This is a genomic window from Poseidonibacter lekithochrous (assembly GCF_013283835.1).
GTDB classification, from domain to species: Bacteria; Campylobacterota; Campylobacteria; order Campylobacterales; family Arcobacteraceae; genus Poseidonibacter; species Poseidonibacter lekithochrous.
The window spans coordinates 2,611,779-2,638,529 of sequence record NZ_CP054052.1 but is presented as its reverse complement, the minus strand read 5'-3'; the positions used below and the strand labels follow the sequence as shown (position 1 = coordinate 2,638,529).

General features: G+C 30.7%; 27 protein-coding genes, 6 tRNA genes and 3 rRNA genes. 28 read left to right on the top strand and 8 right to left on the bottom strand.

What is annotated here, in order from left to right; all coding sequences use genetic code 11:
- The first annotated feature begins 54 nt into the window (after window positions 1–54).
- The 10 genes from ALEK_RS12560 to rrf all read left to right on the top strand — a co-directional run bounded on the left by ALEK_RS12560 (window position 55) and on the right by rrf (window position 6,572).
- Window positions 55–129: transfer RNA gene (locus ALEK_RS12560), tRNA-Asn, on the top strand.
- A gap of 32 nt (window positions 130–161) precedes the next feature.
- Window positions 162–236: transfer RNA gene (locus ALEK_RS12555), tRNA-Asn, on the top strand.
- Window positions 237–263: 27 nt separating this feature from the next.
- A tRNA-Asn gene (locus ALEK_RS12550) sits at window positions 264–338 on the top strand.
- A gap of 27 nt (window positions 339–365) precedes the next feature.
- Window positions 366–440, top strand: a tRNA-Asn gene (locus ALEK_RS12545).
- A 12-nt stretch (window positions 441–452) separates the two neighbouring features.
- Window positions 453–529 (top strand) — tRNA-Gly (locus ALEK_RS12540).
- A gap of 73 nt (window positions 530–602) precedes the next feature.
- Window positions 603–679, top strand: a tRNA-Arg gene (locus ALEK_RS12535).
- Between the two features lie 49 nt (window positions 680–728).
- A complete protein-coding gene (locus tag ALEK_RS12530; RefSeq protein WP_173424143.1) occupies window positions 729–1,070 on the top strand; it encodes a cytochrome C in 342 nt (113 codons plus the stop codon).
- Between the two features lie 415 nt (window positions 1,071–1,485).
- Window positions 1,486–3,002, top strand: a 16S ribosomal RNA gene (locus ALEK_RS12525).
- Between the two features lie 387 nt (window positions 3,003–3,389).
- Window positions 3,390–6,303, top strand: a 23S ribosomal RNA gene (locus ALEK_RS12520).
- A 153-nt stretch (window positions 6,304–6,456) separates the two neighbouring features.
- Window positions 6,457–6,572, top strand: a 5S ribosomal RNA gene (rrf, locus tag ALEK_RS12515).
- Together the 16S, 23S and 5S rRNA genes form the textbook arrangement of a ribosomal RNA operon.
- 96 nt (window positions 6,573–6,668) lie before the next feature.
- On the opposite strand, the gene ALEK_RS12510 is transcribed toward rrf, so the two are convergent.
- The 3 genes from ALEK_RS12510 to ALEK_RS12500 are packed head-to-tail and all read right to left on the bottom strand — an operon-like array spanning window position 6,669 to window position 8,721.
- A complete protein-coding gene (locus tag ALEK_RS12510; RefSeq protein ID WP_071627819.1) occupies window positions 6,669–7,019 on the bottom strand; it encodes a DUF192 domain-containing protein in 351 nt (116 codons plus the stop codon).
- Window positions 7,016–7,924 (bottom strand): DMT family transporter, encoded by a 909-nt coding sequence (locus tag ALEK_RS12505; protein WP_071627818.1) that lies wholly within the window; start codon window positions 7,922–7,924, stop codon window positions 7,016–7,018. The genes ALEK_RS12510 and ALEK_RS12505 overlap by 4 nt, the downstream gene beginning before the upstream one ends.
- Window positions 7,924–8,721 (bottom strand): AraC family transcriptional regulator, encoded by a 798-nt coding sequence (locus tag ALEK_RS12500; protein WP_228289353.1) that lies wholly within the window; start codon window positions 8,719–8,721, stop codon window positions 7,924–7,926. Before ALEK_RS12500 ends, ALEK_RS12505 begins: the two co-directional genes overlap by 1 nt.
- 165 nt (window positions 8,722–8,886) lie before the next feature.
- Between ALEK_RS12500 and ALEK_RS12495 the strand changes: the two genes are divergently transcribed.
- Entirely contained in the window at window positions 8,887–10,044 is a 1,158-nt protein-coding gene (locus ALEK_RS12495; protein ID WP_071627816.1) for an aminotransferase-like domain-containing protein, read from the top strand.
- 9 nt (window positions 10,045–10,053) lie between these two features.
- On the opposite strand, the gene ALEK_RS12490 is transcribed toward ALEK_RS12495, so the two are convergent.
- Genes ALEK_RS12490 through ALEK_RS12480 form a run of 3 tightly spaced genes read right to left on the bottom strand, consistent with a single transcriptional unit; the run spans window position 10,054 to window position 11,939 of the window.
- Window positions 10,054–10,356 carry a metal-sulfur cluster assembly factor gene (locus tag ALEK_RS12490; protein ID WP_071627815.1) on the bottom strand — a complete coding sequence of 101 codons (303 nt, stop codon included), beginning with the start codon at window positions 10,354–10,356 and terminating at the stop codon, window positions 10,054–10,056.
- Window positions 10,356–11,591 (bottom strand): hypothetical protein, encoded by a 1,236-nt coding sequence (locus tag ALEK_RS12485; protein WP_071627814.1) that lies wholly within the window; start codon window positions 11,589–11,591, stop codon window positions 10,356–10,358. Before ALEK_RS12485 ends, ALEK_RS12490 begins: the two co-directional genes overlap by 1 nt.
- Before the next feature lie 3 nt (window positions 11,592–11,594).
- On the bottom strand, window positions 11,595–11,939 hold the full coding sequence (locus ALEK_RS12480) for a hypothetical protein (protein ID WP_071627813.1): 345 nt from the start codon (window positions 11,937–11,939) through the stop codon (window positions 11,595–11,597).
- Between the two features lie 192 nt (window positions 11,940–12,131).
- Here ALEK_RS12480 and ALEK_RS12475 point away from each other — a divergent pair, with 192 nt between their 5' ends.
- The 6 genes from ALEK_RS12475 (at window position 12,132) to ALEK_RS12450 (ending at window position 16,336) form a co-directional block, all read left to right on the top strand.
- The gene (locus tag ALEK_RS12475; RefSeq protein WP_071627812.1) at window positions 12,132–13,424 is read left to right on the top strand and encodes an NCS2 family permease; all 1,293 of its coding nucleotides are present in this window, start codon (window positions 12,132–12,134) and stop codon (window positions 13,422–13,424) included.
- Window positions 13,425–13,434: 10 nt separating this feature from the next.
- A complete protein-coding gene (locus ALEK_RS12470) occupies window positions 13,435–13,881 on the top strand; it encodes a phosphoribosyltransferase (protein WP_071627811.1) in 447 nt (148 codons plus the stop codon).
- A gap of 135 nt (window positions 13,882–14,016) precedes the next feature.
- Window positions 14,017–14,322 (top strand): hypothetical protein, encoded by a 306-nt coding sequence (locus ALEK_RS12465; RefSeq protein WP_071627810.1) that lies wholly within the window; start codon window positions 14,017–14,019, stop codon window positions 14,320–14,322.
- A 56-nt stretch (window positions 14,323–14,378) separates the two neighbouring features.
- Complete coding sequence (locus ALEK_RS12460; protein ID WP_071627809.1) at window positions 14,379–14,765, top strand: DUF423 domain-containing protein; 387 nt, start codon at window positions 14,379–14,381, stop codon at window positions 14,763–14,765.
- Window positions 14,766–14,769: 4 nt separating this feature from the next.
- Entirely contained in the window at window positions 14,770–15,570 is an 801-nt protein-coding gene (locus ALEK_RS12455; protein WP_071627808.1) for an ion transporter, read from the top strand.
- 1 nt (window position 15,571) lies between these two features.
- A complete protein-coding gene (locus ALEK_RS12450; protein ID WP_071627807.1) occupies window positions 15,572–16,336 on the top strand; it encodes a Rossmann-fold NAD(P)-binding domain-containing protein in 765 nt (254 codons plus the stop codon).
- On the opposite strand, the gene upp is transcribed toward ALEK_RS12450, so the two are convergent.
- Window positions 16,333–16,956 carry a uracil phosphoribosyltransferase gene (upp, locus tag ALEK_RS12445; RefSeq protein ID WP_071627806.1) on the bottom strand — a complete coding sequence of 208 codons (624 nt, stop codon included), beginning with the start codon at window positions 16,954–16,956 and terminating at the stop codon, window positions 16,333–16,335. The genes ALEK_RS12450 and upp overlap by 4 nt on opposite strands.
- A 158-nt stretch (window positions 16,957–17,114) precedes the next feature.
- Here upp and ALEK_RS12440 point away from each other — a divergent pair, with 158 nt between their 5' ends.
- The 7 genes from ALEK_RS12440 (at window position 17,115) to ALEK_RS12410 (ending at window position 22,904) form a co-directional block, all read left to right on the top strand.
- Window positions 17,115–18,359, top strand: coding sequence for a uracil-xanthine permease family protein (locus ALEK_RS12440; protein WP_071627805.1), 1,245 nt, complete (start codon window positions 17,115–17,117; stop codon window positions 18,357–18,359).
- A 162-nt stretch (window positions 18,360–18,521) separates the two neighbouring features.
- Window positions 18,522–19,025 carry a YajQ family cyclic di-GMP-binding protein gene (locus ALEK_RS12435; RefSeq protein WP_071627804.1) on the top strand — a complete coding sequence of 168 codons (504 nt, stop codon included), beginning with the start codon at window positions 18,522–18,524 and terminating at the stop codon, window positions 19,023–19,025.
- 183 nt (window positions 19,026–19,208) lie between these two features.
- Window positions 19,209–19,889 carry a hypothetical protein gene (locus tag ALEK_RS12430; protein WP_228146309.1) on the top strand — a complete coding sequence of 227 codons (681 nt, stop codon included), beginning with the start codon at window positions 19,209–19,211 and terminating at the stop codon, window positions 19,887–19,889.
- A 58-nt stretch (window positions 19,890–19,947) separates the two neighbouring features.
- Entirely contained in the window at window positions 19,948–20,613 is a 666-nt protein-coding gene (locus tag ALEK_RS12425) for a response regulator transcription factor (RefSeq protein WP_071627803.1), read from the top strand.
- Window positions 20,600–21,796 carry a sensor histidine kinase gene (locus tag ALEK_RS12420; RefSeq protein ID WP_071627802.1) on the top strand — a complete coding sequence of 399 codons (1,197 nt, stop codon included), beginning with the start codon at window positions 20,600–20,602 and terminating at the stop codon, window positions 21,794–21,796. Before ALEK_RS12425 ends, ALEK_RS12420 begins: the two co-directional genes overlap by 14 nt.
- A gap of 54 nt (window positions 21,797–21,850) precedes the next feature.
- The gene (locus ALEK_RS12415) at window positions 21,851–22,420 is read left to right on the top strand and encodes an NUDIX domain-containing protein (RefSeq protein WP_071627801.1); all 570 of its coding nucleotides are present in this window, start codon (window positions 21,851–21,853) and stop codon (window positions 22,418–22,420) included.
- 49 nt (window positions 22,421–22,469) lie between these two features.
- Window positions 22,470–22,904 carry a c-type cytochrome gene (locus ALEK_RS12410; protein ID WP_170073334.1) on the top strand — a complete coding sequence of 145 codons (435 nt, stop codon included), beginning with the start codon at window positions 22,470–22,472 and terminating at the stop codon, window positions 22,902–22,904.
- Window positions 22,905–22,906: 2 nt separating this feature from the next.
- On the opposite strand, the gene ALEK_RS12405 is transcribed toward ALEK_RS12410, so the two are convergent.
- On the bottom strand, window positions 22,907–23,914 hold the full coding sequence (locus ALEK_RS12405) for a phospholipase A (protein WP_071627800.1): 1,008 nt from the start codon (window positions 23,912–23,914) through the stop codon (window positions 22,907–22,909).
- Between the two features lie 159 nt (window positions 23,915–24,073).
- Here ALEK_RS12405 and rpe point away from each other — a divergent pair, with 159 nt between their 5' ends.
- From rpe to ALEK_RS12385, 4 genes are read left to right on the top strand one after another with little or no spacing between them, the layout of a single operon-like run.
- The gene (rpe, locus tag ALEK_RS12400; RefSeq protein WP_071627799.1) at window positions 24,074–24,715 is read left to right on the top strand and encodes a ribulose-phosphate 3-epimerase; all 642 of its coding nucleotides are present in this window, start codon (window positions 24,074–24,076) and stop codon (window positions 24,713–24,715) included.
- 1 nt (window position 24,716) lies between these two features.
- Complete coding sequence (locus ALEK_RS12395) at window positions 24,717–25,310, top strand: phosphoribosylanthranilate isomerase (protein WP_071627798.1); 594 nt, start codon at window positions 24,717–24,719, stop codon at window positions 25,308–25,310.
- Window positions 25,300–26,151 (top strand): 3'-5' exonuclease, encoded by an 852-nt coding sequence (locus ALEK_RS12390; protein WP_071627797.1) that lies wholly within the window; start codon window positions 25,300–25,302, stop codon window positions 26,149–26,151. Before ALEK_RS12395 ends, ALEK_RS12390 begins: the two co-directional genes overlap by 11 nt.
- 2 nt (window positions 26,152–26,153) lie before the next feature.
- Entirely contained in the window at window positions 26,154–26,696 is a 543-nt protein-coding gene (locus ALEK_RS12385) for an HD domain-containing protein (RefSeq protein WP_071627796.1), read from the top strand.
- Window positions 26,697–26,751: the final 55 nt, after the last annotated feature.

The window sequence follows — 26,751 nt, the reverse complement described above, 5'->3', positions numbered from 1 at the left end:
CAAAGAAATATTTTTTTACTATAATTCCACTCCATTAAAAAAAGGAACAAATAATCCGGCATAGCTCAGTGGTAGAGTAGATGACTGTTAATCATTTGGTCCCTGGTTCGAATCCAGGTGCCGGAGCCATTCTTTTTTTTAGTGTTACAATTTATTTAGATTCCGGCATAGCTCAGTGGTAGAGTAGATGACTGTTAATCATTTGGTCCCTGGTTCGAATCCAGGTGCCGGAGCCATTTAGATAAATTATTTTTGAAACATAATCCGGCATAGCTCAGTGGTAGAGTAGATGACTGTTAATCATTTGGTCCCTGGTTCGAATCCAGGTGCCGGAGCCATTTTCAAAAAAAACAATTATATTATAATCCGGCATAGCTCAGTGGTAGAGTAGATGACTGTTAATCATTTGGTCCCTGGTTCGAATCCAGGTGCCGGAGCCACATAATTTAATTGCGGGAATAGCTCAGTTGGCTAGAGCCTCTGCCTTCCAAGCAGATTGTCGCGAGTTCGAGTCTCGTTTCCCGCTCCATATAAAAAGCCTTATATAAATTGTCTTTCAGACTTTTTATGTAAGGCTTTTTAGCTTTAAACTAAAATAAGATGCTTCCATAGCTCAGCTGGATAGAGCAACGCCCTTCTAAGGCGTAGGTCGCACGTTCGAATCGTGCTGGGAGTACCACTTAACCTAAATCAATCCAAAAAAATTATAACTTAGCTAAAATAATCAAATGAAATCATTATTTATACTAATACTATTAATCAATATATTAAATGCAAACTATCAAGAATTACTTTTCAATGGTAACTGTATTACCTGCCATAATACTAATAACAATAATAAATCAGCACCCACTATAATAGAAATACAAAATAAATATAAAGAAGCCTTTCCAAATAAAAAAGACTTTATATATTATATGAGTACATGGGTATATAAGCCAAACGAAATAAACTCTATAATGAAAGACTCTATAGAATTATATAACTTAATGCCAAACCTAGCATATGATAAGACAACTCTAGAAGATATATCAGAATACATATATAATAAAGACTTTAATAAAAAATAAAAAACTACTTTTATCTCCTATAAATACAAAATTACAAATATATTCAAAAAACGAATACAAAAAAACAAACAATACAAATAAAAACTAGTAAATCTTACTCAGAAATATAAAAAAGCAGTAAAAAAAGCACAAAAGTAAAAATTTAAAGTTATATTAAGAAAACTCCCTTGACAAAGGGGATTAATTTGTCTATAATTCCCGTCCAATTTCAGAGGAACGACACAAAGTTCTGAAGAGATATGATCTTTAAAAACAGATGGTTTAAAAAGAAGTAATCTTTATAAACCGAATATAGAATAAACAATAAAACAAAACAAGAACAAGTTTCTTGTCTATTTAAGCTTTTTACATTAAGTAAAAACATTTGAGTGATAATTTTGTAATTAATACAAAAATTGTCAGTTTCAAACATTCATTTATGGAGAGTTTGATCCTGGCTCAGAGTGAACGCTGGCGGCGTGCTTAACACATGCAAGTCGAACGAGAACGGGTTATAGTTTACTATAACTGTCAGCTAAGTGGCGCACGGGTGAGTAATATATAGGTAACGTGCCCTAGAGAGGGGGATAACATTTGGAAACGAATGCTAATACCCCATATGCCTTTAAGTCTTAAGACTGCAAGGGAAATATTTATAGCTCTAGGATCGGCCTGTACGGTATCAGTTTGTTGGTGAGGTAATGGCTCACCAAGACTATGACGCCTAACTGGTTTGAGAGGATGATCAGTCACACTGGAACTGAGACACGGTCCAGACTCCTACGGGAGGCAGCAGTGGGGAATATTGCACAATGGACGAAAGTCTGATGCAGCAACGCCGCGTGGAGGATGACACATTTCGGTGCGTAAACTCCTTTTATATAGGAAGATAATGACGGTACTATATGAATAAGCACCGGCTAACTCCGTGCCAGCAGCCGCGGTAATACGGAGGGTGCAAGCGTTACTCGGAATCACTGGGCGTAAAGAGCGTGTAGGCGGGTTTGTAAGTTTGAAGTGAAATCCAATGGCTCAACCATTGAACTGCTTTGAAAACTGCTTACCTAGAATATGGGAGAGGTAGATGGAATTTCTGGTGTAGGGGTAAAATCCGTAGAGATCAGAAGGAATACCGATTGCGAAGGCGATCTACTGGAACATTATTGACGCTGAGACGCGAAAGCGTGGGGAGCAAACAGGATTAGATACCCTGGTAGTCCACGCCCTAAACGATGTACACTAGTTGTTGTGAGGCTAGACCTTGCAGTAATGCAGTTAACACATTAAGTGTACCGCCTGGGGAGTACGGTCGCAAGATTAAAACTCAAAGGAATAGACGGGGACCCGCACAAGCGGTGGAGCATGTGGTTTAATTCGACGATACGCGAAGAACCTTACCTGGACTTGACATAGAAAGAATAACGCAGAGATGTGATAGTGCTAGCTTGCTAGAACTTTCATACAGGTGCTGCACGGCTGTCGTCAGCTCGTGTCGTGAGATGTTGGGTTAAGTCCCGCAACGAGCGCAACCCTCGTCGTTAGTTGCTAACAGTTCGGCTGAGAACTCTAACGAGACTGCCTGGGTAACCAGGAGGAAGGTGAGGACGACGTCAAGTCATCATGGCCCTTACGTCCAGGGCTACACACGTGCTACAATGGGGCATACAAAGAGCAGCGATACCGCGAGGTGGAGCAAATCTCAAAAATGCCTCCCAGTTCGGATAGTAGTCTGCAACTCGACTACTTGAAGTTGGAATCGCTAGTAATCGTAGATCAGCAATGCTACGGTGAATACGTTCCCGGGTCTTGTACTCACCGCCCGTCACACCATGGGAGTTGAACTCATTCGAAGCGGGGATGCTAAAGTAGCTACCCTCCACAGTGGATTCAGCGACTGGGGTGAAGTCGTAACAAGGTAACCGTAGGAGAACCTGCGGTTGGATCACCTCCTTTCAGAGAAAGAGTTTAGATTCGTTTCTAAACTCAAAACTAAAAAGGTTTATTGAACCTTTTCTATATTCGGTTTATAAAGATTATATAAGCCGTAAGTTTGAAACTAAATATAAGTTTTACAAAGAGTAAGATTTATATTTGGTTTTATAATCAAAATGATATTTAAAAACATAATGTTAAAGTCTTTAATTTTTTCGTTAATAAAATCTTTCGTATGAAGAATTTATTAAAAATAAAAAATTTTATATCTAAAAAAACTTATTTAAATGAAAGTTTAAATAAAAAGTATAGATAGACACAACTAACTTATTAAATGTAAATTTAATAAGATAGTAGCCAAGGAATAATTATTCAAAAAAGCGGTTGATACTTGTATCAACTAAATTATAATAAGCTATTAAGGGCTAATGGTGGATGCCTAGACTGTAAGAGGCGATGAAGGACGTACTAGACTGCGATAAGTCTTGGGGAGCTGTCAAGAAGCTTTGATCCAGGAATTTCCGAATGGGACAACCCAGCATATGGAGACATATGTTACTCGAAAGAGAGCTAACCCGGTGAAGTGAAACATCTCAGTAACCGGAGGAAGAGAAATCAAATGAGATTCCCATAGTAGCGGCGAGCGAACTGGGATTAGGACAAACCCTATGCTTGCATAGGGGGTTGTAGGACCAAGATGTGAGATCAAAGAAGATAGATGAAATAGTTGGAAAGCTATAGTATAAAGGGTGATACTCCCGTAATCGAAATCTTCAATGACTCTATTGGTATCCTGAGTAGGACGGAACACGTGATATTTTGTCTGAATCTGGGGGGACCACCCTCCAATCCTAAATACTACTTACAGATCGATAGTGAACAAGTACCGTGAGGGAAAGGTGAAAAGTACTCCAGCGAGGAGAGTGAAATAGAACCTGAAACCATTAGCTTACAATCATTCGGAGCCCTATGTTTTTAACAGGGTGACGGACTGCCTTTTGCATAATGAGCCTGCGAGTTGTGGTGTCTGGCAAGGTTAAGCCAAGTGCGAAGCCGTAGCGAAAGCGAGTCTTAATAGGGCGACTTAGTCAGATGCTGCAGACCCGAAACGAAGTGATCTATCCATGAGCAGGTTGAAGCTGGTGTAAGAGCCAGTGGAGGACCGAACCGGTGTGCGTTGAAAAGTGCTCGGATGACTTGTGGATAGGGGTGAAAGGCCAATCAAACTTCGTGATAGCTGGTTCTCTCCGAAATATATTTAGGTATAGCCTTGCGTAGTAGCATATAGGGGTAGAGCACTGAATGGGCTAGGGCTGCTTACCGCGGTACCAAACCCTATCAAACTATGAATACTATATGTGTAATCGCAGGAGTCAGGCGTAGGGTGATAAAATCCTATGTCGAGAGGGGAACAACCCAGACTAACAGCTAAGGTCCCTAAGTCACATCTAAGTGGAAAACGATGTGGAGTTACTGTGACAACCAGGAGGTTGGCTTAGAAGCAGCCATCCTTTAAAGAAAGCGTAACAGCTCACTGGTCTAGTGATTCTGCGCGGAAAATATAACGGGGCTAAGATGTGCACCGAAGCTTTAGACTTGGATTTATCCAAGTGGTAGGAGAGCGTTCTATTCAGCGTTGAAGATGTACCGGTAAGGAGCGTTGGAGCGGATAGAAGTGAGCATGCAGGCATGAGTAGCGATAATTGAGGTGAGAATCCTCAACGCCGAAAACCCAAGGTTTCCTACGCGATGCTCGTCATCGTAGGGTTAGTCGGGACCTAAGTCGAGTCCGAAAGGGGTAGACGATGGCAAATTGATTAATATTTCAATACCAACAAATAAGCGCGATGTGGGGACGCATAGAGTTAATCGAGCTCACTGATGGAATAGTGGGTCGAAGGACGTAGGTCGTATCTTAGGCAAATCCGGGATACACGAGACCGAGATCTTACAGGCTCTTGACACTCTTCGGAGAAGATAGAGAATCGATGATACTGTCGTGCCAAGAAAAGCCACTAAGTATATTATTTGTTGCCCGTACCGTAAACCGACACAGGTGGGTGGGATGAGTATTCTAAGGCGCGTGGAAGAACCCTGGTTAAGGAACTCTGCAAACTAGCACCGTATCTTCGGTATAAGGTGTGCCTACTTTGGTATAGAGATTTACTCTCAAAAGCTAAAGAGGTTGCAACAAAGAGTCCCTCCCGACTGTTTACCAAAAACACAGCACTTTGCTAACACGTAAGTGGATGTATAAGGTGTGACGCCTGCCCGGTGCTCGAAGGTTAATTGATGATGTCAGCGTAAGCGAAGCATTTGATCGAAGCCCGAGTAAACGGCGGCCGTAACTATAACGGTCCTAAGGTAGCGAAATTCCTTGTCGGTTAAATACCGACCTGCATGAATGGCGTAACGAGATGGGAGCTGTCTCAACCAGGGATCCAGTGAAATTGTAGTGGAGGTGAAAATTCCTCCTACCCGCGGAAAGACGGAAAGACCCCGTGCACCTTTACTACAGCTTGACACTGTAGCTTGGATATTCTTGTGCAGGATAGGTGGGAGGCTTTGATTCATAGACGCCAGTTTATGATGAGCCATCCTTGAGATACCACCCTTGAATATTTGAGTTACTAACTTGGTACGGTTATCCCGTATGAGGACAATGTCTGGTGGGTAGTTTGACTGGGGCGGTCGCCTCCTAAAAAGTAACGGAGGCTTACAAAGGTTAGTTCATGGCGGATGGAAATCGCCAGTTGAGTATAATGGCATAAACTAGCTTGACTGTGAGACATACAAGTCGAACAGAGACGAAAGTCGGTCATAGTGATCCGGTGGTTCTGTGTGGAAGGGCCATCGCTCAAAGGATAAAAGGTACGCCGGGGATAACAGGCTGATCTCCCCCAAGAGCTCACATCGACGGGGAGGTTTGGCACCTCGATGTCGGCTCATCGCATCCTGGGGCTGGAGCAGGTCCCAAGGGTATGGCTGTTCGCCATTTAAAGCGGTACGCGAGCTGGGTTCAGAACGTCGTGAGACAGTTCGGTCCCTATCTTCCGTGGGCGTAGGAAAGTTGAAGAGATTTGTCCCTAGTACGAGAGGACCGGGATGAACGTACCACTAGTGTACCAATTGTTCTGCCAAGAGCATCGTTGGGTAGCTACGTACGGATGAGATAAGCGCTGAAAGCATCTAAGCACGAAGCCAACTCTAAGATGAACTTTCCCTGAAGATCCCAGCAAGACTAGCTGGTTGATAGGCTAGATGTGTAAGCGTTGTAAGACGTTTAGCTGACTAGTACTAATAGATCGTTTGGCTTATTTTTATAACTTGGTTTACTATCTTATTAAGTGTATACTTAATAATTAAGTGTCAACAAAGACGTTAGAAATAACGCAAAGACTTTAACATTACTTTTTATAACTCACTTAATGTGAGTAATGAATATATTTTTTATAATATGTTGATTACTCATATTGCTGGTGGTAATAGAGAAGTGGCAATACCCAGTCCCATTCCGAACCTGGAAGTCAAGCACTTCATCGCTGATAATACTGCAGGGTCCCCTTGTGGAAACGTAGGCCGCTGCCAGCTCTTGAGTTTTTCAAAGCTTAGTTCAAAACATTTAGGTGTTTTTAACTAAGCTTTTTTTTTAGCCCTTTTTTTTATCTATCTAAATTTATTCCTTTATTAAATACTTTCTATTATTGTCTTTCCACATATTGTTCTTTCTTCACCTATTTTAAATGTATATTTATCTTTATTATTTTGTATTAAAATATTAAACTTCATATCTTTCATTGTAAATTTGGTGCATTGATTCTCTTTAAATCTGAATATCATTTTGCTGTTACATTTTTTTTTAAACTCTTTTTTTGTATTAAATCTATTTAATCCTATTTGCATTTGCTCATCTGTATCTACAACACAATAACCTTCTTTTGTATAACTATTAGGTTCTATATGTTGTGATTTATTAGCACAAGCTAAGAGTGTGCTTGTAATTATTATTAATGAGCATATTCTTTTTACTTGAATCATAATATTTCTTTTTTATTTTTATTTGTTATATATATTCCTATGAATATTAGCAATATACTAAATAAGTGTACATAACTTATTATTTCATCTAAAAAAATAAATGCTAAAGATCCAGTAAAAATAGGTAATGTGTAATAAATCATTCCAGCTTTTGTTGCACCTAATAATTCTATTGATTTATTCCAAAAAATAAAGGCTAACAAAGATGAACATATTGCAATATATAATATAGAAATTGTATTAGTTACTGTTGGCTCATTTATTATTCTTGTATCAAACTCCATTAAATATAATGGTGTTAAGTACATTGTTCCTAATATAAAAGTAATTAATTGGAAAGTAATCATTGATAAACTTTTTGGTTTATATCTTAATAAAATACTATATACGGCAAAGGATATAGCTGCTAATAAAACCCATAGATCTCCTATATTGAATGATATATTTACTAATACTGAAATATCACCTCTTGTTATAAGTAATAAAACTCCTGCTAATACTATTAATATTCCAGTAAACTTGTTTATACCTATATGCTCTTTAAATATGGCTCTAGATATTATGATTACAATAATTGGGAAAGTTATGGATATAATTGAGAGGTTTAGTGCTGAGCTTGTGTGTGAAGCTATATAAATAAGTGTATTAAATAAACTAACACCTAGTATTGACACAATACTTAAATAGATAAAATGTCTTTTAACTATAACAATATTTTTTATTAAAGGTACTATTGCAAAAGGTAATAAAATTATAGTTGCAAGAAACCATCTGTAAAACGATAAACTGAAGGGATCAACAATATCTCTTATATCCCTTGCTACAATAAAATTGCCAGACCAAAGAATTGTTGCTAATAATGCAAATACATAGCCATTTGTGATTAATTTATTTTTTATATTCATTATATTACTTTTATTGGGATATTTATTTCTATTTCAAATTCATCATTATCTATAAAATGATTTTTTATATATTTTACATAACTAGGTAGTGTTGTAATCTCATAACCTTTGTCTTCTATCCATTCATGGTGAATATATCTAATTAGATTAATTATATCTCCATATTTACCTGTATATTTAAACACAGCACATAATGATTTTGGAATAGTAAAAGTTGAAATCCTATTTTTTATTTCTATATCTTTTGGAATACTTATTGCTGCAACATATCTACACTCTTCTAAAGGTGTTATACTTGGGTTATCATGATGTAATCCAATTTCGTCAAAGTTACTAATATTTAACTCATATGCAAAGGCTCTTAATCTTTCCCATGTATATTTGATATTTTTGTTATACCCTTTGTGTCTTATATATGCACAGTGGATTTCTTCATTTACTTTTATTGTTGCTTCTAAATTTAAAGGTTTTATATCTTTTTCATCTAGTAATTGTTTTGTATATTCTTTATATGAACCTTTTCTCCATTGACTTGGAGTATAGTGAAATCTTTTTTTAAAAGCTTTTATAAATGAGGAATGAGATGTATAACCACAATTTATTGAAATCTCTGTAATTGTAGATAATCTATTAGAGATTAATAAATTTGCTGCTTTTTGTAATCTAATTGAAGTTAGAGTATCTGAGAAATTATCACCTGTTTCTTCTTTAAAAATTCTATGATAATGATATTTTGATATATGATTTAATTTTGATAGTTCGTCTAGTGTAATATTTGTATCTATATATTTATACATATAGTAGATACTTTTGTTAATTATATCGGCTCTTTCTTGTTTTGTTTCTTTTTTCATATTTCATTATAACAAAAATAATAGCAATATAAGACAAATAAAATGAAATATAAGATAAAGAAGAAAATAAATTATTTTCCTATACTACAAATAAAAATAGGAAGAAAAATGAGTAAAGGAAATAAAAGATCATATATTAGAGAAATTTTAGATGTTATTGATGAGAATATAATATCTTTTGCTGGTGGTTTACCGGATGAAAGATTATTCCCATTAGAAGAGATTCAAAATGCAAGTGCTATTGTATTAAAAAATAGTAAAGCTTTACAATATAGTTCATCTAGAGGATTATTTGGATTGAGACAAAAAATTGCAGATATTTATACAGAAAAATTAGGTTTTAAAACATCTGCTGATGAAATATTAATTACAAGTGGAAGTCAACAAGCCTTTGATATTATTGTTAAATCATTAGATAAAAAGAATGTAATTATTGAACAACCATCTTATATTGGAGCAATAGGTGCTTTTAAAAGTTTAAATATGAAGATTGATTCTTTTAAATATATAAGTGAGTTACCTAATAAATTAAATAGTTCAAATATTTTATATGCAATTAGTGATTTTCAAAATCCTTCAACAAATTCTTATAATAGTATTGAGAGAGAAATTTTAATAAATATAATTAATAGAAAAAAATCTTTTTTTATTGAAGATGGTGCATATACTTTTTTAAATTTTGATAATGAATATAATACACCTATTTCAAAATATTGTGAAAGAGCCTTTCATTTAGGTTCCTTTTCTAAAATTGTTGCTCCTGGTTTAAGAATTGGTTGGATAAGAGCTAATAAGAAGTTTATAGATAATTTATTAGTTGTGAAAGAGTCATTAGATTTACATACTTCTACTTTGAATCAAATGATTTTAGATGAATATTTAACTTCTCATGATTTATTTTCTCATATTAAAAAATTAAATATTGATTATAGAATGAAAATGAATTTTATGGCAGATTGTTTAGAAAAATATATTCCTTCATTTAAGTTTACTAGACCTAATGGTGGAATGTTTATTTATGGTAGTTTTAATAGGAATAGTATGAAGTTAGCGGAAGAGGCAATTTTAAAAGGTCTTGCTTTTGTACCTGCTGAAGTATTTTATTTAAATAAAAAAACTAATGAAGCAAGATTGAATTTTACTAATTCTTCTTTTGAGGATATTGAAAAAGGTGTTAGAATATTGGCATCTATTATTGATGAAAATGATGTTTCAAAAGAGAGTATTTGTTTGAGTTTATTTAGTAAGTATTTTAAAGCAAATTAGATTGAAAATCTAATTTGCTAATGCCTTTATTACATGATCTTCTGCCATAGTAATATTCCATGCTGGCTCCCAAATTACATTTGCTGTTGCATTTTGTGCTTTTGGTAGCTCTCTTAAAACTGCTTCTTCAACCCAATTTACAATCATTTGATGTAATGGACAAGCTTTTGTTGATAAAGTCATTGTAACAATTACATTTCCTTCTTCATCACAAGTTCCATCATAAATAAGACCTAACTCTACTAGATTAAATCCAACTTCAGGATCATTAACTGTTGATACTGCTTTAAATATTTCTTCTTTTGTATACATTATTTATACCTTATTATATATATTATATTATTTATTAAAAAAATTGCGCCTATTGCTAAAAATGAAATTCCTGCTTTAAATAAACTATTTTCTGCAAGTATTAATCCAAATGTTGAAACTATTGTTCCTAGTAATGTAAAAGTAAATTGATAATATGAAGCTTTTTTTGGAACCATATCCATTAGCATCGGTACTTTTTGTTTTCCTACAAGTGGCGAGAATTTCTCAAACCAAACTAAAAATGGAATAATTTTATATAAATGACCTATAATTACAAATGTAAAAAAGCCACAAAACATTAGCCATGCTGTTGTTATTAATAATCTTTCATTACCAATAAATATCCATAAGAAACCTGTAATTATAGATAATACAAAAGCTATAAAAGCAACAAATAGTGATAGTACATAAATATCATTTTCTTTTCTTGCTCTTGTTTTAAAAATTAAGTATACTTGATAAAAATAAATAGCTAAAGAAACAACTGAAAGTAAATATGCTAATTTATCAATTATTGCAATTGAGAAAATAGATGAAATTATTACAAATGTTGTGGATATACTCATTAGTATTACAGCATTATTTAGTGGCTTTTGTGAAAAGTTATGAGATAAACCAAACATTGGAATAAGTACTAATGATAAAGCCATTATAGTAATTGTTATATATCCCAAAATTACTGAGTATACATGGGCTTTTAGTATTTCTTCTATATTTGTATTTATTTGCCCTGCATATGTTAATGCCATTATAATTCCAAATATAATTCCAAGTGTTAAAAAGATATTTGATACAACAATACTTTTAATTACATTTGAATATTGTTTTACTTTATTAATAGTCAAAAATGTCTCAGCAAGAAATATAATCATTGATATGAATACTAGTATTCCACCATATTGTAACAATGTACTATTAACTGAAAAACCTAATACCATTAATATTGTTCCAATTAGTAAAAATGGATATATTAAGTAATAAAACTCAACACTAAAATGTCCAACTTCTAATGTCACAGGGATAAGTTGAGCCATTGCACCAAAAATTACCATCATTGCAAAACCTAATAAAAATAGATGTGCTAATGATAATAAGTTAGTACTATGAATACTTATTTCAGAAATATCTAGATTAAAAGAATAAAGTGTTGATAAAAAATAAAAAATAGAACCAATAATAAAATATGGTGCTATTAATTTAAATGGTGGTGCAAAGTCCTGTGAAATCTGTGTCATTTTTTATCCTGCGCAAGTATTAGCTGAAAAGTCTACATTTGGTGTTGAACCTTCTTTATGTGTAAAAACAACTTTATGTCTACCATCTTCTAATTCAATAATTTCATAATTATAGTTTTGTTGTATTCTTGGGAATAATCCCATTGGTGGCTTATGATTAATCATTATTAGTTTTTTATCTTCTCCTAATAATTGTAATCCTGCCATTGCATTTACCATAGGTTCTGGTGCGCCTCTATCTGAAGTATCAAAGTAATAATATATTAATCCATCTTGTTTATATTCAAAAAAGTCTACTGTTGAACCATCGATTTCAATTTTTGTTGCATCTTCTGGAAGTAAATTCATTTCGTTCTCCTAAATTTATTATTTTTAAATCTTAGTAGAATAGATATATTTTTACATTGATGAGAATCAACAGTTGTTAAATAAGAATAAAAGAAACTTTTTGAAATTTTTCGAAAAAATGCTGCCATTTATATTAATTTTTACTTAATTTTATGTATAATTCGTCCTTAATTTTAAAATAAGGAAAAGTTTATGAACTTTTTTAAACTAAAAGAGCATAATACGACAGTTGGAACTGAGTTTTCTGCTGGTTTTACAACATTTTTAACAATGATGTATATCGTTCCTGTAAATGGGTTTATTTTAGCTGATGCTGGTCTTCCAATGGATGCCGTTGTAACAGCTACTGCTTTAATTACGATTTTAGCTACTCTATTTTCAGGTTTATGGTCAAATACGCCAATCGCAATGAGTGTTGGTATGGGGTTAAATGCTTACTTTTCATACGGATTAGTATTAGGTATGAAAATGCCTTGGGAAACTGCATTAGGTATTGTTTTCTTATCAGGTATATTGTTTGTAATATTATCATTAACCAACTTCAGAATTTGGATAATGACATCCATCCCCATGAGCTTGAGAAGAGCAATTAGTGCGGGTATTGGTTCCTTTATCGCTTTTATTGGTTTAAAACAAATGGGTATGATTACTGCAAATGAAGCTACTTTAGTTTCGCTTGGTGATTTCTCTAATCCAAATGTACTTATAGGTGTATTAGGATTAATTCTTTCTTTCTCTTTATACGCATATAGAATTAAAGGTGCATTTATTTTTGCAATAGGTATTACGTCTATTGTTGCATGGTCACTTGGTTTAGGTGAGTTACCAAAAGAGATTCTTGCGGCACCAGCTTCAATTGAACCAATTTTCTTTAAATTAGATATCTTAAGTGCTTTATCATTATCTTTATTACCTGTAATTGTTACATTCTTAATTACTGATATGTTTGATACTTTAGGTACATTAACAGGTGTTGGTACAAGAGCTAAATTATTTCAAGAGAATAATAAAGATGATAAATCTTTACAGAAAACATTAGAAGCAGATGCAATTGCTACAACAGCAGGTGCTATGATTGGTGTTTCTACTACTACTGCATTTATTGAGAGTGCATCAGGAGTTGAAGAGGGTGGTAGAACAGGTTTAACAGCTGTATTTACTGCTATGTTCTTTGTAACTACTTTATTTATGTTGCCATTATTTAAATCAATTCCATCAAATGCAATTTACCCTGTATTAGTTGTTGTTGGTGTATTAATGTTTACAGAACTTGGAAAAATTAATTTTGAAGATTCTGATTTAGCAACAAGTGCAGGGGCATTTTTAATTGTTATTTTAATGCCTTTAACATTCTCAATTACAAATGGTATTGCTGCGGGATTCTTAGTATATACTATTATCAAACTAGCTAAAAAAGAGTTTACAGATTTAAACTTAGGTATTTTAGTTATAACATTTATTAGTGCATTAGCATTTATTTTATAAGGACAATTTTTTGGAAAAACTTTATTACAGTTACGATTTATTTAAAGAAGATACTCAAAAGCTAGTAGATAGCTGTAGAGATTATGAACCAGATGTATTATTAGCAGTTGCAAGAGGTGGAGTTACTTTAGCTCACCTAATGTCTCAAGCTTTAGATATGAGAAATCTTTATTCATTAAACTCTATTCATTATGAGGGTGATTTAAAATTAGACACTTTTAATATCTTCAATATTCCTGATATGTCTCATGCAAAAAGAGTTCTAGTTATTGACGATATTGTTGATTCTGGTGAAACTATGCAAGAGATTCTTAAAATATTAAATGCAAAATTCCCAAATGTGGAATTTAAATTAGCAACACTTTTCTACAAAAGTACTGCTATTTTAAAACCTGATTACTCTGTTAGAGAAGCTAACGAGTGGATTGACTTCTTCTGGGAAGTTGACGTAAAATAATTTAATTGGGTCAATTGACCCAATTAAATTTATAAAAACTATATATTTTATTACCTTTATTTATATTTTATTATAAATTTATCTTACTTTTACAAATTTATCTGTATAATCTAAAAAAACACAACGGATAAATAAATGACATTCATCGAATTCAAAAAATTGCTTCTAGATGCGGAGCTAACGATACCTAAATTTACGGCACTTATTAAAGTTAGCGAAAAAAACATCCAGGCTTATAAAAAGAAAAAAGAAGTACCAAATGCTATTGCTTCAATTGCAGCTTGTTTTGCTAAAATGAATCAAGAAGGTATGGATTATAAAACATTAATTAATGATTTGGATTTAAAGAAAAAAGAGAAAAAAGGTGCTGGTTTCTCTAAGTCAAAAGATAAAGATAAAGACAAAGAAAAAAATAAAGAAAAATCTACAGAAGAAGCGTAGTTTTTTATTAACTTTTTTTTGATATACTTCCGCAAAATTAAATTTTGGGAAGTATAATGACTCTTGATAACAATTCAAAAAAATTTCTTGCTATTGCATCGTTTATGATGGCTTTAGCTATTGCAATTGGTGCCTTTGGTGCTCATGGTCTAAAAGCCATTGTTAGTGCTGAGATGCTAAAAGTATATAATACTGGTGTTGAATACCATTTCTATAATACATTAGGGCTTTTAATAGTGGCTCTTTTAATCAATTTTAAACCACAATCAAAAAAACTTATTGTTAGCTCTTGGCTTATTGTAGTAGGAATGATTATTTTTTCATTCTCTTTATATGCATTGGTGATTTTTAATATGCCAATTCTTGGAGCAATAACACCAATTGGTGGAACACTGCTTATTATAGCTTGGCTAACAACTACATACTCAATTTTAAAGGATTAAATTAATGACTACAATGCAAAAGATTGAACAAGTAAGAGATGCTAGGTGGTTCTCAAATCTTACAACATTTATTATTCTTGCATATGCTTCTGTTTTAGGTTTTAAAACAATTGACACAGTAGAGACTAATTACTCTATTTTCTTACAATTTGCAGACTATTTTGTAACAATATATTTTATATTTGAAATAGCAATTAAAATGGTAGCTGAGAAAAAGTTTGTTAATTTCTTTAAATCAGGATGGAATGTCTTTGATTTTGTAATTGTTGTAATTACACTATTACCATTAGAGCAATCAGGATTTGCTGCAATTGCAAGGATGTTAAGAGTATTTAGAGTTCTGCGACTCTTTACTGCACGTCCTGAATTAAAGAAAATCATTGATATGCTAATTAAAGCTATTCCTTCTATCATTGATATAGTTATTTTAATGTTTATAATTTTTTATATATATGCAATTATTGGGAATTTCTATTTCCATGATTTACCATCTGGACTTTGGAATGACTTTTTAGTCTCTATGCTTACTTTATTTAGAGTACTAACTTTTGAAGATTGGACAGATGTTATGTACGAGGCTATGGAAGTTTATCCTATGGCTTGGATTTATTTTGTATCCTTTGTAATTATTGCAGCATTTGTATTCTTTAATTTATTTGTTGCTGTTATTATTGGGGAAATGCAAAAACTTCAAGAGGCTGATATGAAAGAAGAGTTACATGAAGATCATCTAAAGTTAGATATTTTACTTCAAGAGATTAAAGCTTTAAGAGAAGAAGTAAAAGATTTAAAAAAGAGTGAATAATATGAAAACAATTTCAATTCTAGGTACTGGTTGGTTAGGGTATGCCTTAGCCAGTGAACTGAAAAATGAGTTTAATGTAAAAGTATCAATTAGAACGAATGAAAAAAAAGAAGAATATATAAATGAGGGTTTAGACCCTTATTTATTAAATGAAGAAAAATTAGACTTTTTAGATGAATTATTAGAGTGTGATTATCTATTTATAAATTTCCCTCCTTCAAAATTCAATAACTATTTAGAATTCTTAAATAATATTTATTCTCATAAAAATATTTCAAAGGTAAAAAAGCTAATTTTTATTAGTTCAACTTCGATATATCCAAATGAACAGACTATATTTAACGAGGATTTTGAGATAAAAAATCCTATTTCTCAAAAAGTCTATGATGCAGAAGTTTTAATAAAAAGCAGAACAGACGTGATATTAAGATGTTCTGGTCTTATGGGTTATAATAGAATTGCGGGTAAGTATTTTGCAGGAAAAGTAGTAGATTCTGAGGATGTAAAAGTAAATTATGTACATAGAGATGATGTGATTTCTGCTACTATTTTTACTATAAAAAATGATATAAATGGTATTTTGAATTTATGTGCTTCCTCTCATCCAAGTAGAAAAGAAGTATATTTATTAAACGCTAAAAAACATAATTTTGAAAAACCAATATTTGAAAATAAAAAAGAGTATAAAAATAGAATTATAGATGGAAGTAAAATAGAAAGATTAGGATTTGAATATAAATATCCAAACCCATTAGAGTATTATTAACCGTTAGTGTTAAATGCTCTATCTCCAGCGTCACCTAGACCTGGTCTAATGTAATTATTCTCATCTAATCTCTCATCAATCTGAGCAATATAAATATCAACATCAGGATGTGCTTCTTGAACTTTTTGTACACCTTCTGGTGAACCTAAAACGTTTAAAGATAAAATTTTTGTTGCACCTTTAGATTTTAAGTAATCAATACCATCAATTAATGAACCACCAGTTGCTACCATTGGGTCAAGTAATAAAACAGTTTTTCCTTCTAAATCTGGAATGTTTTCATAGAATAATTTTGATTCAGCAGTTTCTTCATCTCTCTTCATTGCTAAGAAACCTGATCTTGCATAAGGAAGAGTTTTTAAAATTCCAGTAAGCATTGGTTCCCCAGCCCTTAAAATTGGAACTAAAACAATTTTTTGTACTTCTAACATTTGAACATCTAATGGCCCTTGCCACGTATTAATATTTTGACTTACTGTTTCAAAGTTACTTAAAGCTTCTGATACAACAATTCTTGAAATTTCTTCAATTGTTAACCTAAACTCATTTGAAGCAGTTCTAGTATCTCTTAATCTATTTACAAGATGTTTTACAACAACGTTTGTACTTTCTTTATACATTTAATTTCCTATTAATAACTTTGTATAATTTAAAGTTATTTTGATTTAATCTTTTTAATTTTACATAAAAATTGCTTATAAATTGCATATAAATTTAATTTTTATTAACTCTTTATTTGATATTATTATAGGTTTAATTCATCAAAATAAGAGGTATCATGAAACCCACTGATTATAATTTCAGAGTTAAGGATTCAATTTTAGGTTTACAATTTCTATTTGTAGCCTTTGGTGCACTTGTTTTAGTTCCTATTCTTACAGGACTAGATCCAAGTGTTGCATTATTTACAGCCGGTATTGGTACATTAGTATTCCAATTCGTTAATAGAGGAGCTATTCCTCCAATCTTTTTAGCATCATCTTTTGCTTTTATTGCTCCAATTTCTTACGGTGTTAAGACTTGGGGAATTGCTGCAACTATGTCAGGTTTAGTTGCGGCTGGTTTCTTATATGTTATTTTAAGTCTACTTATTAGATTAAAAGGTGACAATTTTTTACATAGATTACTTCCTCCTGTAGTAGTAGGTCCAGTTATTATGTCTATTGGTCTTATTCTTTCTCCTGTTGCTGTTAATTTAGCTATGGGTAAAAGTGGTGATGGTTCTTTTGAACTTGTGCCTTTTGAAACGGCTATTGTAGTGTCAATGGTTGCTTTATTTGTTACAGTTTTTGTATCATTATTATCTAAAGGCATTTTTAAATTAATTCCAATTTTATGTGGTATTATTGCTGGATATATTTTAGCTTTATCTTATGGTATTGTTGATTTTACTACTTTTGAAAAAGCAGCTTGGTTTGCTATGCCAAACTTCACAGCTCCTGAGTTTAACTGGCAAGCTATTATCTTTATTTTACCAATTGCAATTGCTCCTGCTATTGAACATATTGGTGATATGTTAGCAATTTCGAATGTAACTAAACAAGACTATTTAAAAAAGCCAGGTTTAAAAAATACATTATTAGGTGATGGTCTTGCAACTTCAGTTGCTGCATTATTTGGTGGTCCACCTAATACTACTTATTCTGAAGTAACAGGTGCTGTTACTGTAACTAAAGCTTACAACCCAGCTATTATGACTTGGGCTGCAATTGCTGCTATTTTACTTGCATTTGTTGGTAAATTAGGTGGTTTATTATCTACTATTCCTACTCCTATTATGGGTGGAATTATGTTGTTATTATTTGGTATTATTGCAACATTAGGTATTTCTACGTTAGTACGAGCTAATACTGATTTTACTTGTCCTAGAAATATGGTAATTGTTTCTATGATTTTAGTATTCTCAATTGGTGGAATGACATTCAACTTTGGTGGTGTTCCATTTTCAGGAATTGGTCTTGGAGCAATTGTTGGTATTTTCTTAAATCTTATTTTACCAAAAGTAAAAAACGAAGAATCATAAATTTTAGTTAGGTTTCGACCTAACTAAAATTATAATCAAACTAATAAAAAACAAAAATTTCTTTAAACACAATACTTTCCTAACTCTTCTTTTTATTAATTAAAAACTTTATTTTTCTTAGTTACAATAATAAAAAATTTTAATTATTCACAAGGAAAACAAATGGCAAAATCAAAAGAACATCAATTTGATATATCTGCAAAACTTGACATGCAAGAGATGAAAAATGCAGTTATTCAATCTCAAAAAGAGATCGATAATAGATATGACTTCAAAGGTATGATCAAAGAAATCGATTTAAATCAAGGAGCTAAGACTTTAGTTTTAACTAGTGCTAGTGATAATAAAGTTGATGCTATGAAAGATATTTTAATATCAAAAATGAATAAAAGAGACATTTCAATTAATTCACTTGAAGAAGTTAAAGCAGAAGATGCAAGTGGTGGAAATAGAAAATTCACATATAAAATTATTGATAGTATTGAAAAAGATGAAGCAAAAACTATTCAAACAGAAATCAAAAAATTAAAACTAAAAGTTACTGCTGTTAATCAAGGTGATGAAATTAGAGTTACTGGTAAAAATATTGATGATTTACAAAATGTTATGAAACATTTAAAGAGTTTAGAATTAAAAGCACCATTAGTTTTTGATAACTTTAGATAATTTGTAGAAAATTAATTGCAATTAATAAGAAATTTATTGAAATTTTAATATAATCTTCCCTTAATAAAAGGATTTGTTATAGAACTTCTACTAATAAAATCAATTTCCGTGGTAAGCCTAGTCTTAACCCTTAGTTTTATCGCTGAGAAATTGTCTCCTAAGTTATCAGGAATTTTATCAGGTTTGCCCGTAGGGAGTTCTATAACATTAATCTTTTTTGCAATTGAAAATGGAGTAGACTATGTTACTAATGTAGCATTATATAATATTCATGGTCTATTTGCTGCACTATCCTTTTGTATAGGCTATTACATAAGCACTTTCTACAAGGGTAAACTTGAAGTTACCCTAAGTTTAGTGACTTCTTTTATTTTTTATTTAGTAATAGCACTTATACTCTCTTATGTACCACCGCACATAGTCTTTACTCCATTAATTGTGATAAGCTTAATGCTTATTGCAACTATTTATTTTTCAAAAAAAGAAAATTACAAAATTGAAAAGAAAGAAAAAGTTAGTTTTTCAGACTTAGCTTTTAGATCAATTATTACTATAACAATATTTTTAATAGTTTCAAGTTTACCTCAATATGTATCAGCTAATTTGGCAGGAATATTCTCAGCCTTTCCTACTATTCTTTTACCATTATTATTAATAATTCACTTTAGACATAGTAATTTACAAGCTAGAACAATTATAAAAAATACACCATTTGGATTAAGTTCTGTAGTTATTTATTCATTAGTTGTTTATTTTACATATGGACCTTATGGAATATTCTGGGGAACAATTATTGCTTTAATTGCCTCTATTTCTTATGTAGCTATTCAAAGTCAAATCCTAAAATATTTTAAAATCGTTTAATACACAAGTCATAAACAAAATTATAATATAATAGAAATTATATATATTAGGAATGTTTATGAAAGTTTTACTACTAGAAGATGATGCAGCATTAAATGATTTATTAAGTGACCACCTTGAAGATAAAGGTTACGAGTTAACTTTATGTACAAATGGTCAAGAGGCTTTAGAGTATTTAATCGATGAAAAATTTGATTTAGCTTTACTTGATATTAATACTCCAATTATGACTGGTATGGAAGTTCTAAAAACTATTAGAGAAGATTATAAAAACTCTACTCCTGCAATTATGCTTACAGCATATCAAGATACCAAACACTTAAAAGATTCATTTGAAAATGGTGTTGATGACTATATTAAAAAACCATTTGATTTAGAAGAGTTAGATCAAAGAATCTTAAAACTATGCAGACAATTCTCAATTGAACAAAATGCACAAATTATTATAGATGATAATACTGTTTTTGATCCTGATTCTTGTCAGATTACTTTAAAAGGTAAAAGTGTTAGTATTGCTCAAAAAGAAAGAGATATTTTAAAATACTTTTGCACTCACAAAAATAGAGTAGTTTCAAGTGAAGAGTTACTACAAAATATTTGGGCTTATGAAGATATGCCTACTGATGCTACAATTAGGGTTTATATTAAAAACCTAAGAGAAATTGTAGGAAAAGAAAGAATCGTAACGATTAGAGGAATAGGGTACAAATTTGAACAGAAATGAGAAAAAAGCATTAATTAGTTTTTTATCAATATACATGGGATCTGCTATTTTATTAGTGGGTGTTATTTTGTATACTTATTACAATAATGAAGTACGAATGCTTCAGGAATCTTGTGATATGGAGCTTAGTAATGCTTCTATGCAAGTAAAAACTGACATTATGAATAGTTATATGAAAAATGAAAAATTCGTGCCTAGTAAATTAAAATCAGATCATATTAAATATGCTTTATATGATAAAAACAAAAAACTAATTTATTCTTATTTAGATGGTAAAAAATATGTTGACTTATCTCAAAGTATTTATGCAAAAGATAGATTTAATTTCTATATTGCGGTTATTAATGAGAAAATGATTCCTATTAAATATATTGTTCTAGAGACTTGTCAAGGTTCAATTGACAAAAATAAACTAAAAATTTATATATTAATTGCACTTGTTATGTGTGCAATTTTTATTGGATTTATTGCGTACTTACTTGCCAAAATTTTATTAAAACCTGTACGTGAAAAAGTCGAGCATATGGATAAATTTATTAAAGATTCTGCCCATGAATTAAATACTCCAATTACTGTTCTTATGACTTCGGTTTCTATGCTTAAAAAAGGTAAGAATCCTGAAAAAATGATGAAATATATTACAAGTAGTACAAAACAAATATCTCAAATATATAATGATATTCACTTCTCAGCTTTTAATGAAATGAATGAAGATGTTCATCAAGAGTTTGATTTAAAAGATTTAGTATCTGAAAGTGTAGATTACTTTAATGATATTTCAATTACAAAAAATATTGTAATTGAAGCAGACTTAGAGTCTTGTGTTGTTTTAATGGATAGAACTAAAACACAAAAAATTGTAAATAACCTTATTTCAAATTCTGTTAAATATAGTAATAGTAATTCAACAGTAAATGTGAAAATTAAAGGTAACTTTTTATGTGTTGAAGACCATGGTATTGGTATTAGTGAACAAGAGCAAAAAGAGATATTTAAAAGATATAAAAGAGGGAACAATATAGAAGGTGGTTTTGGTATTGGTCTTGATATTGTAAAAAGAATTTGTGCTGAGTACGATTTAGTGATGAGCTTAGAATCTCAGATTGAAAAAGGTTCATCTTTCTTTATTGACTTTTCATCTATTGTTGTTGGAGCAAATTGTAAATTAGAGACTAAAAAGTAGTATTTTAAAATACTTTTTAGTCTAAAGCCTATAAAATTAACAGAAAGAACTTTTATGAATAATATAATTAAAGATTTTAAAATGTCTACTTTAGAAGATACAAAGTTTGTCCATCCTGTTAAAATTACTTATAATCAAAATGGTGTAGATAAACAATGGGAAGCAGTTAAGAGTTTTGACTCGGTTGCTGTACTTTTATACCATGAAGAAAAAAACTCTTTCTTACTTGTTCAACAATTTCGTCCACCGGTATATCTTAATGATAAAAGTAAACTTTTTACTTATGAATTATGTGCAGGTATTGTTGATAAAGATAAATCCTTAGAGCAAATTGCAAGAGAAGAAATAGATGAAGAGTGTGGTTTTGATGTACCATTAGAATCTATTGAAAAAATATCTTCTTTTTATACTAATGTTGGTGTAAGTGGTGGTCTTCAAACTTTATTTTATGCAAAAATCAACGATTCTATGAAAATTCATGATGGTGGTGGAATAAATGATGAACAAATTGAACTTATGTATCTGCCAATTGAAAAAAGTGATGAATTTATTTTTGATGAATCAAAAGCAAAAACTCCAGGGTTAATGTTTTCTTTTTACTGGTTCTTGAAAAATAAATCTTAATCTTATAAAAAATATATTAAAATCCAGAATATAACAAAATAGAGTCATAATGAAAAAAATCGTAATTAGTATATTTTTAGTATCATTTTTTAGTTTTACTTTTGCCAATGATGTTTTAACATCTTCTGATGATAATTCATTTATTACAAAAGCAGAATATGGAAAAATGCTTTTTAATAACCCTAGAGGAATTGGTTGTAATACTTGTCATGGTAATGATGGCAAAGGTAAAAGTATCGTAAATTTCAAACATACTTACAATAAAGTTGAATACAACTGCTCTTTAGTAATTCCTAGTATTACAGATACTAAGTATGGGAAGTTTTCTTCTAAAATTAATGCAAAGAAAAATAAAAAAAGAAAATTTACTCCAGAACAAGTATGTGAAAAACTTATATATTATTCAAATGTAATGCCTACTTACTTCTTAGTTGAAGAAGAAGTTGAAGCTATATATACATATATTAAAACTCTTAAGAAATAACCTTATCTTGATAAGGCTATTCCAAATCCTATTTTATTAATCTCTTTATCATAATCAATTAAACTATCACCATATCCTGAGAATACTTGTATAAATCCAAAAGTATTAGTCTCTCCTACTGAATAAGGTAAAGGGAATGTCCAATCAAATTGAGCTGAGCCTTTATTTTGAGAGTTTAATCGAAGGTTATTTCTTAGTTTTAATTCAAAGATATGTTTTTTGTATGGGTAAAAAAACGTTAAATCTCCATAACCTAAATACTTATCAATATCTGGATTATCATCTTCATCTGTTTTTTCAGGAATTCTATACCAAACTTTTGGAATTATAAATAAATTAGATAGTTTTAAATATGTTTCTAAATAGATTCTATTCCATGACCTTGAAAATTCATTATTCCGTCCATTAGATTCATGAATTAATGATACTTTATATGCTTTTACATGATCACTATTTTCATAAGGGAATAGGGCAAAAATTTCAGGTTGGTAATTTGTTTCTCTAAAAGGAGAAGATTTTTCACTTGTTTGCCAAAATGATTTCTGTGTATATGCAAATGATATAGTTTCATCAAGACCTAAAAAGTTATATGAAATTGGTTTTTCAACTGAAAATTGAAATTTAGTTTCAAATTGTTTTCTATCATCTCTTTCATTTAAATCATAAGTTGCTGGTAATAAATAGTTCTTTTTATAAGGATATAGTTCAAAATCAGAAGTAATAACTTGTTCAATGGTTTTTTTTGTTTCTGGGTCATCTGATTTAGCCATTTTTTTTGCGTAAAACTCTTTTTTAATTTTAGTAAATGTTTGTACTTCATCTTTTTTATTTAATTCATTTTCTAAACTGGTCGTTATATTTTTTTGAGTATAAGCTTTTTTATAAAACTCCATAGCTTTTTTATAATTATTATTGTTTTCGTACTCTTGAGCTTTTTTGAAAAACTCTTCGCTTGTTTGTGCATTTGAATAAACATAAATAAATATAAATAATAATAATTTGTATTTCATAAAATTCCTTTAAAATAATATTATGGTTGATTTTACACTAATATATATTACGTTTTTATTGTATTTGTAATAATTTTTTTTAAAGTAAAGAACTCTATACTTAATAAAAGTGAGATAATGATATAATCGCGAAAAATTATAAATTAAAAAGGTTATTATATGCTTGTAGCTCCTTCGATATTATCAGCAGATTTTGGAAAACTAGATGAGGAAATTAAAGCTATTTGTGATGGCGGATGTGATTTAATTCACGTAGATGTAATGGATGGTCATTTTGTACCAAATATGACTATTGGTCCTGTTGTTGTAAGTCCAGTTGCAAAAGCTGCAACTAAACCCTTAGATGTTCACTTAATGGTAGAAAATAATTCATTTTTTGTAGAACTTTTTGCTCCTTTAAAACCTGAATATATTTCATTTCATATGGAAAGTGAAAAACACCCACATAGATTAATTCAAAAGATTAGATCATATGGAATTAAACCAGCAGTAGTATTAAACCCTCATGCAAATCCTTCAACTATTGAGTATTTACTTGAAGATTTAGATATGGTTTTATTAATGTCAGTTAATCCTGGATTTGGTGGACAAAAGTTTATTCCATCAGTAGTAGAAAAAGCAAAACAATTAAAAGAATTGATTAATAAAAGAAACCCAGCCTGTCTTATCGAAGTTGATGGAGGTGTTAATGATAAAAACATCCATGAACTTAAAGATGCAGGAGTTGATGTAGTTGTTGCTGGATCATTTGTATTTGGAAATGATAATTATGGTGAAGCTATAAAGAGTTTACAGGTTTAATATGAAAGTAAAAATTTGTGGTATTACTAATTTAGAAGATGCACAAGATGCTATAAATGCAGGTGCAGATGCTTTAGGATTTGTTTTTTATCCTAAGTCACCTAGATTTATAGAACCTTTCGCTGCTAGAAAAATTGTAGAGAAACTACCTCCTTTTGTAATGACAGTTGGTCTGTTTGTAAATGAAGATAATTCATTTATCAAACAAGCCTGTAATAATGCAAAAATGCAATTAGCTCAAATTATTGATGATGATAACTATACAGATTTTAACTCTTTAGATGTTCGATATATAAAAGTATTAAGAGCTCAGAGTAAAGAAGATATAGATAATATCTCTGCTGATGATTTTGTTTTAGTAGATGCTTTTGTAGAATCATTTGGTGGGGAGGGCAAAAGAGTTGCTCTTGAATGGTTTGATAAAAAAGATAATACTAATATCATCTTAGCAGGTGGTTTAAATGAAAATAATCTTCAAGAACTAAAAGGTTTTAAATTTTATGGTCTTGATGTAAGTTCTGGTGTTGAAGCCTCAAAGGGCAAAAAAGACAAACAAAAAATGATTAATTTTATAAACGCGGCAAATGAAATTTAAAAAAAGAATAATTCCTAAAGCTAAACCAAAACTTATTAATTTAATTGATAAGTTAGTACTTGCACCTATTAACTATGATTTATTTTTAAATATGTTAGATGAATCAAGTGATACATTTTTTGATAATCCAGAGTTAGAGTTTGAATTATTGCTTTCTAATGGTTTACCATTAGAGTTTGATGATGAAAATAATGTATATTTAAAAACAACAAAAAATAGTATAGAAGAACAAACTTTTTGTATTGTAGATATTGAAACAAATGGCTCTTCAGTTAAAAAAGGTTTTCAAGTTATTGAAGTTGGTGCTGTAAAATACAGAAACGGTGAAATAATTGACAAGTTTGAATCTTTGGTATATGCAAAAGAAATACCTGAATATATTCAAGAAGTTACAAATATAACTCCTTTAATGTTAGAAGATGCTCCAATTGCTGAAACAGTATTAAAAGAGTTTAAACTTTTTTTAGGTGATGATGTATTTATTGCACATAATATCAAGTTTGATTATGAGTTTATATCAGATTCATTTGAAAAATATAATTTAGGAAAATTAGAAAATAGAAGACTTTGTACAATTGATTTAGCAAGACGTACAATAGAGTCAGAAAAGTATGGACTTAGAGCTTTAAAGGAAACTTTAGAGATAGAGGTTGATAATCATCATAGAGCTTATTATGATGCCTTAGCAACTACGTATATTTTAGAAAAATCTTTTTCTAATTTAGATAGAAAAAAAGTTAAAACAGTAGAAGATTTAATTAAGTTTGCTAAGAGTTCAAAAGTTAAAGATATTAAAAAAGTAAAAGAAAAAAAAGAAATAGAACCTAAAAAGGAAAAATAATCATGTTTTCACAAGATGTATATTTAAAAGCATTAACTTATGCGGCAAAAGCTCATGGTGAACAAAAAACACCAACTGATTTACCTTATGTCACTCATATAGTTAGCGTAGCAATGGAAGTATTACATGCTTGTGAAAAGTCTAGTTTAGATGAAGAGAAAGCTAATTTAGCTATTTCTTGTGCTTTATTACATGATACTATTGAAGATACAGATATAACTTATGATGATTTGTATGTAGATTTTTCTGATGAGGTTGCCAATGGAGTTGAAGCTCTTACTAAAGATAAAACTTTAGGTACTAAACAAGCTCAAATGCAAGATAGTATTGAAAAACTAATGAATCAACCTTACGAGGTTCAAATGGTTAAACTAGCTGATAGAATTACTAATCTATCAACTCCACCAAAACATTGGGATAATGATAAAAAGAAAGCTTATTTAAAAGAAGCTAGTTTTATTTTATCTTGTTTAAAAAATTCGAATATTTATTTATCTCAAAGATTAGAAGAAAGAATGGAAAATTATAAGAGTTATATTAATTGATTTTTTGTTTGTAAGAGTATAAAAAAAGGGAAGTAGTTAACTACTTCCCTTTTTT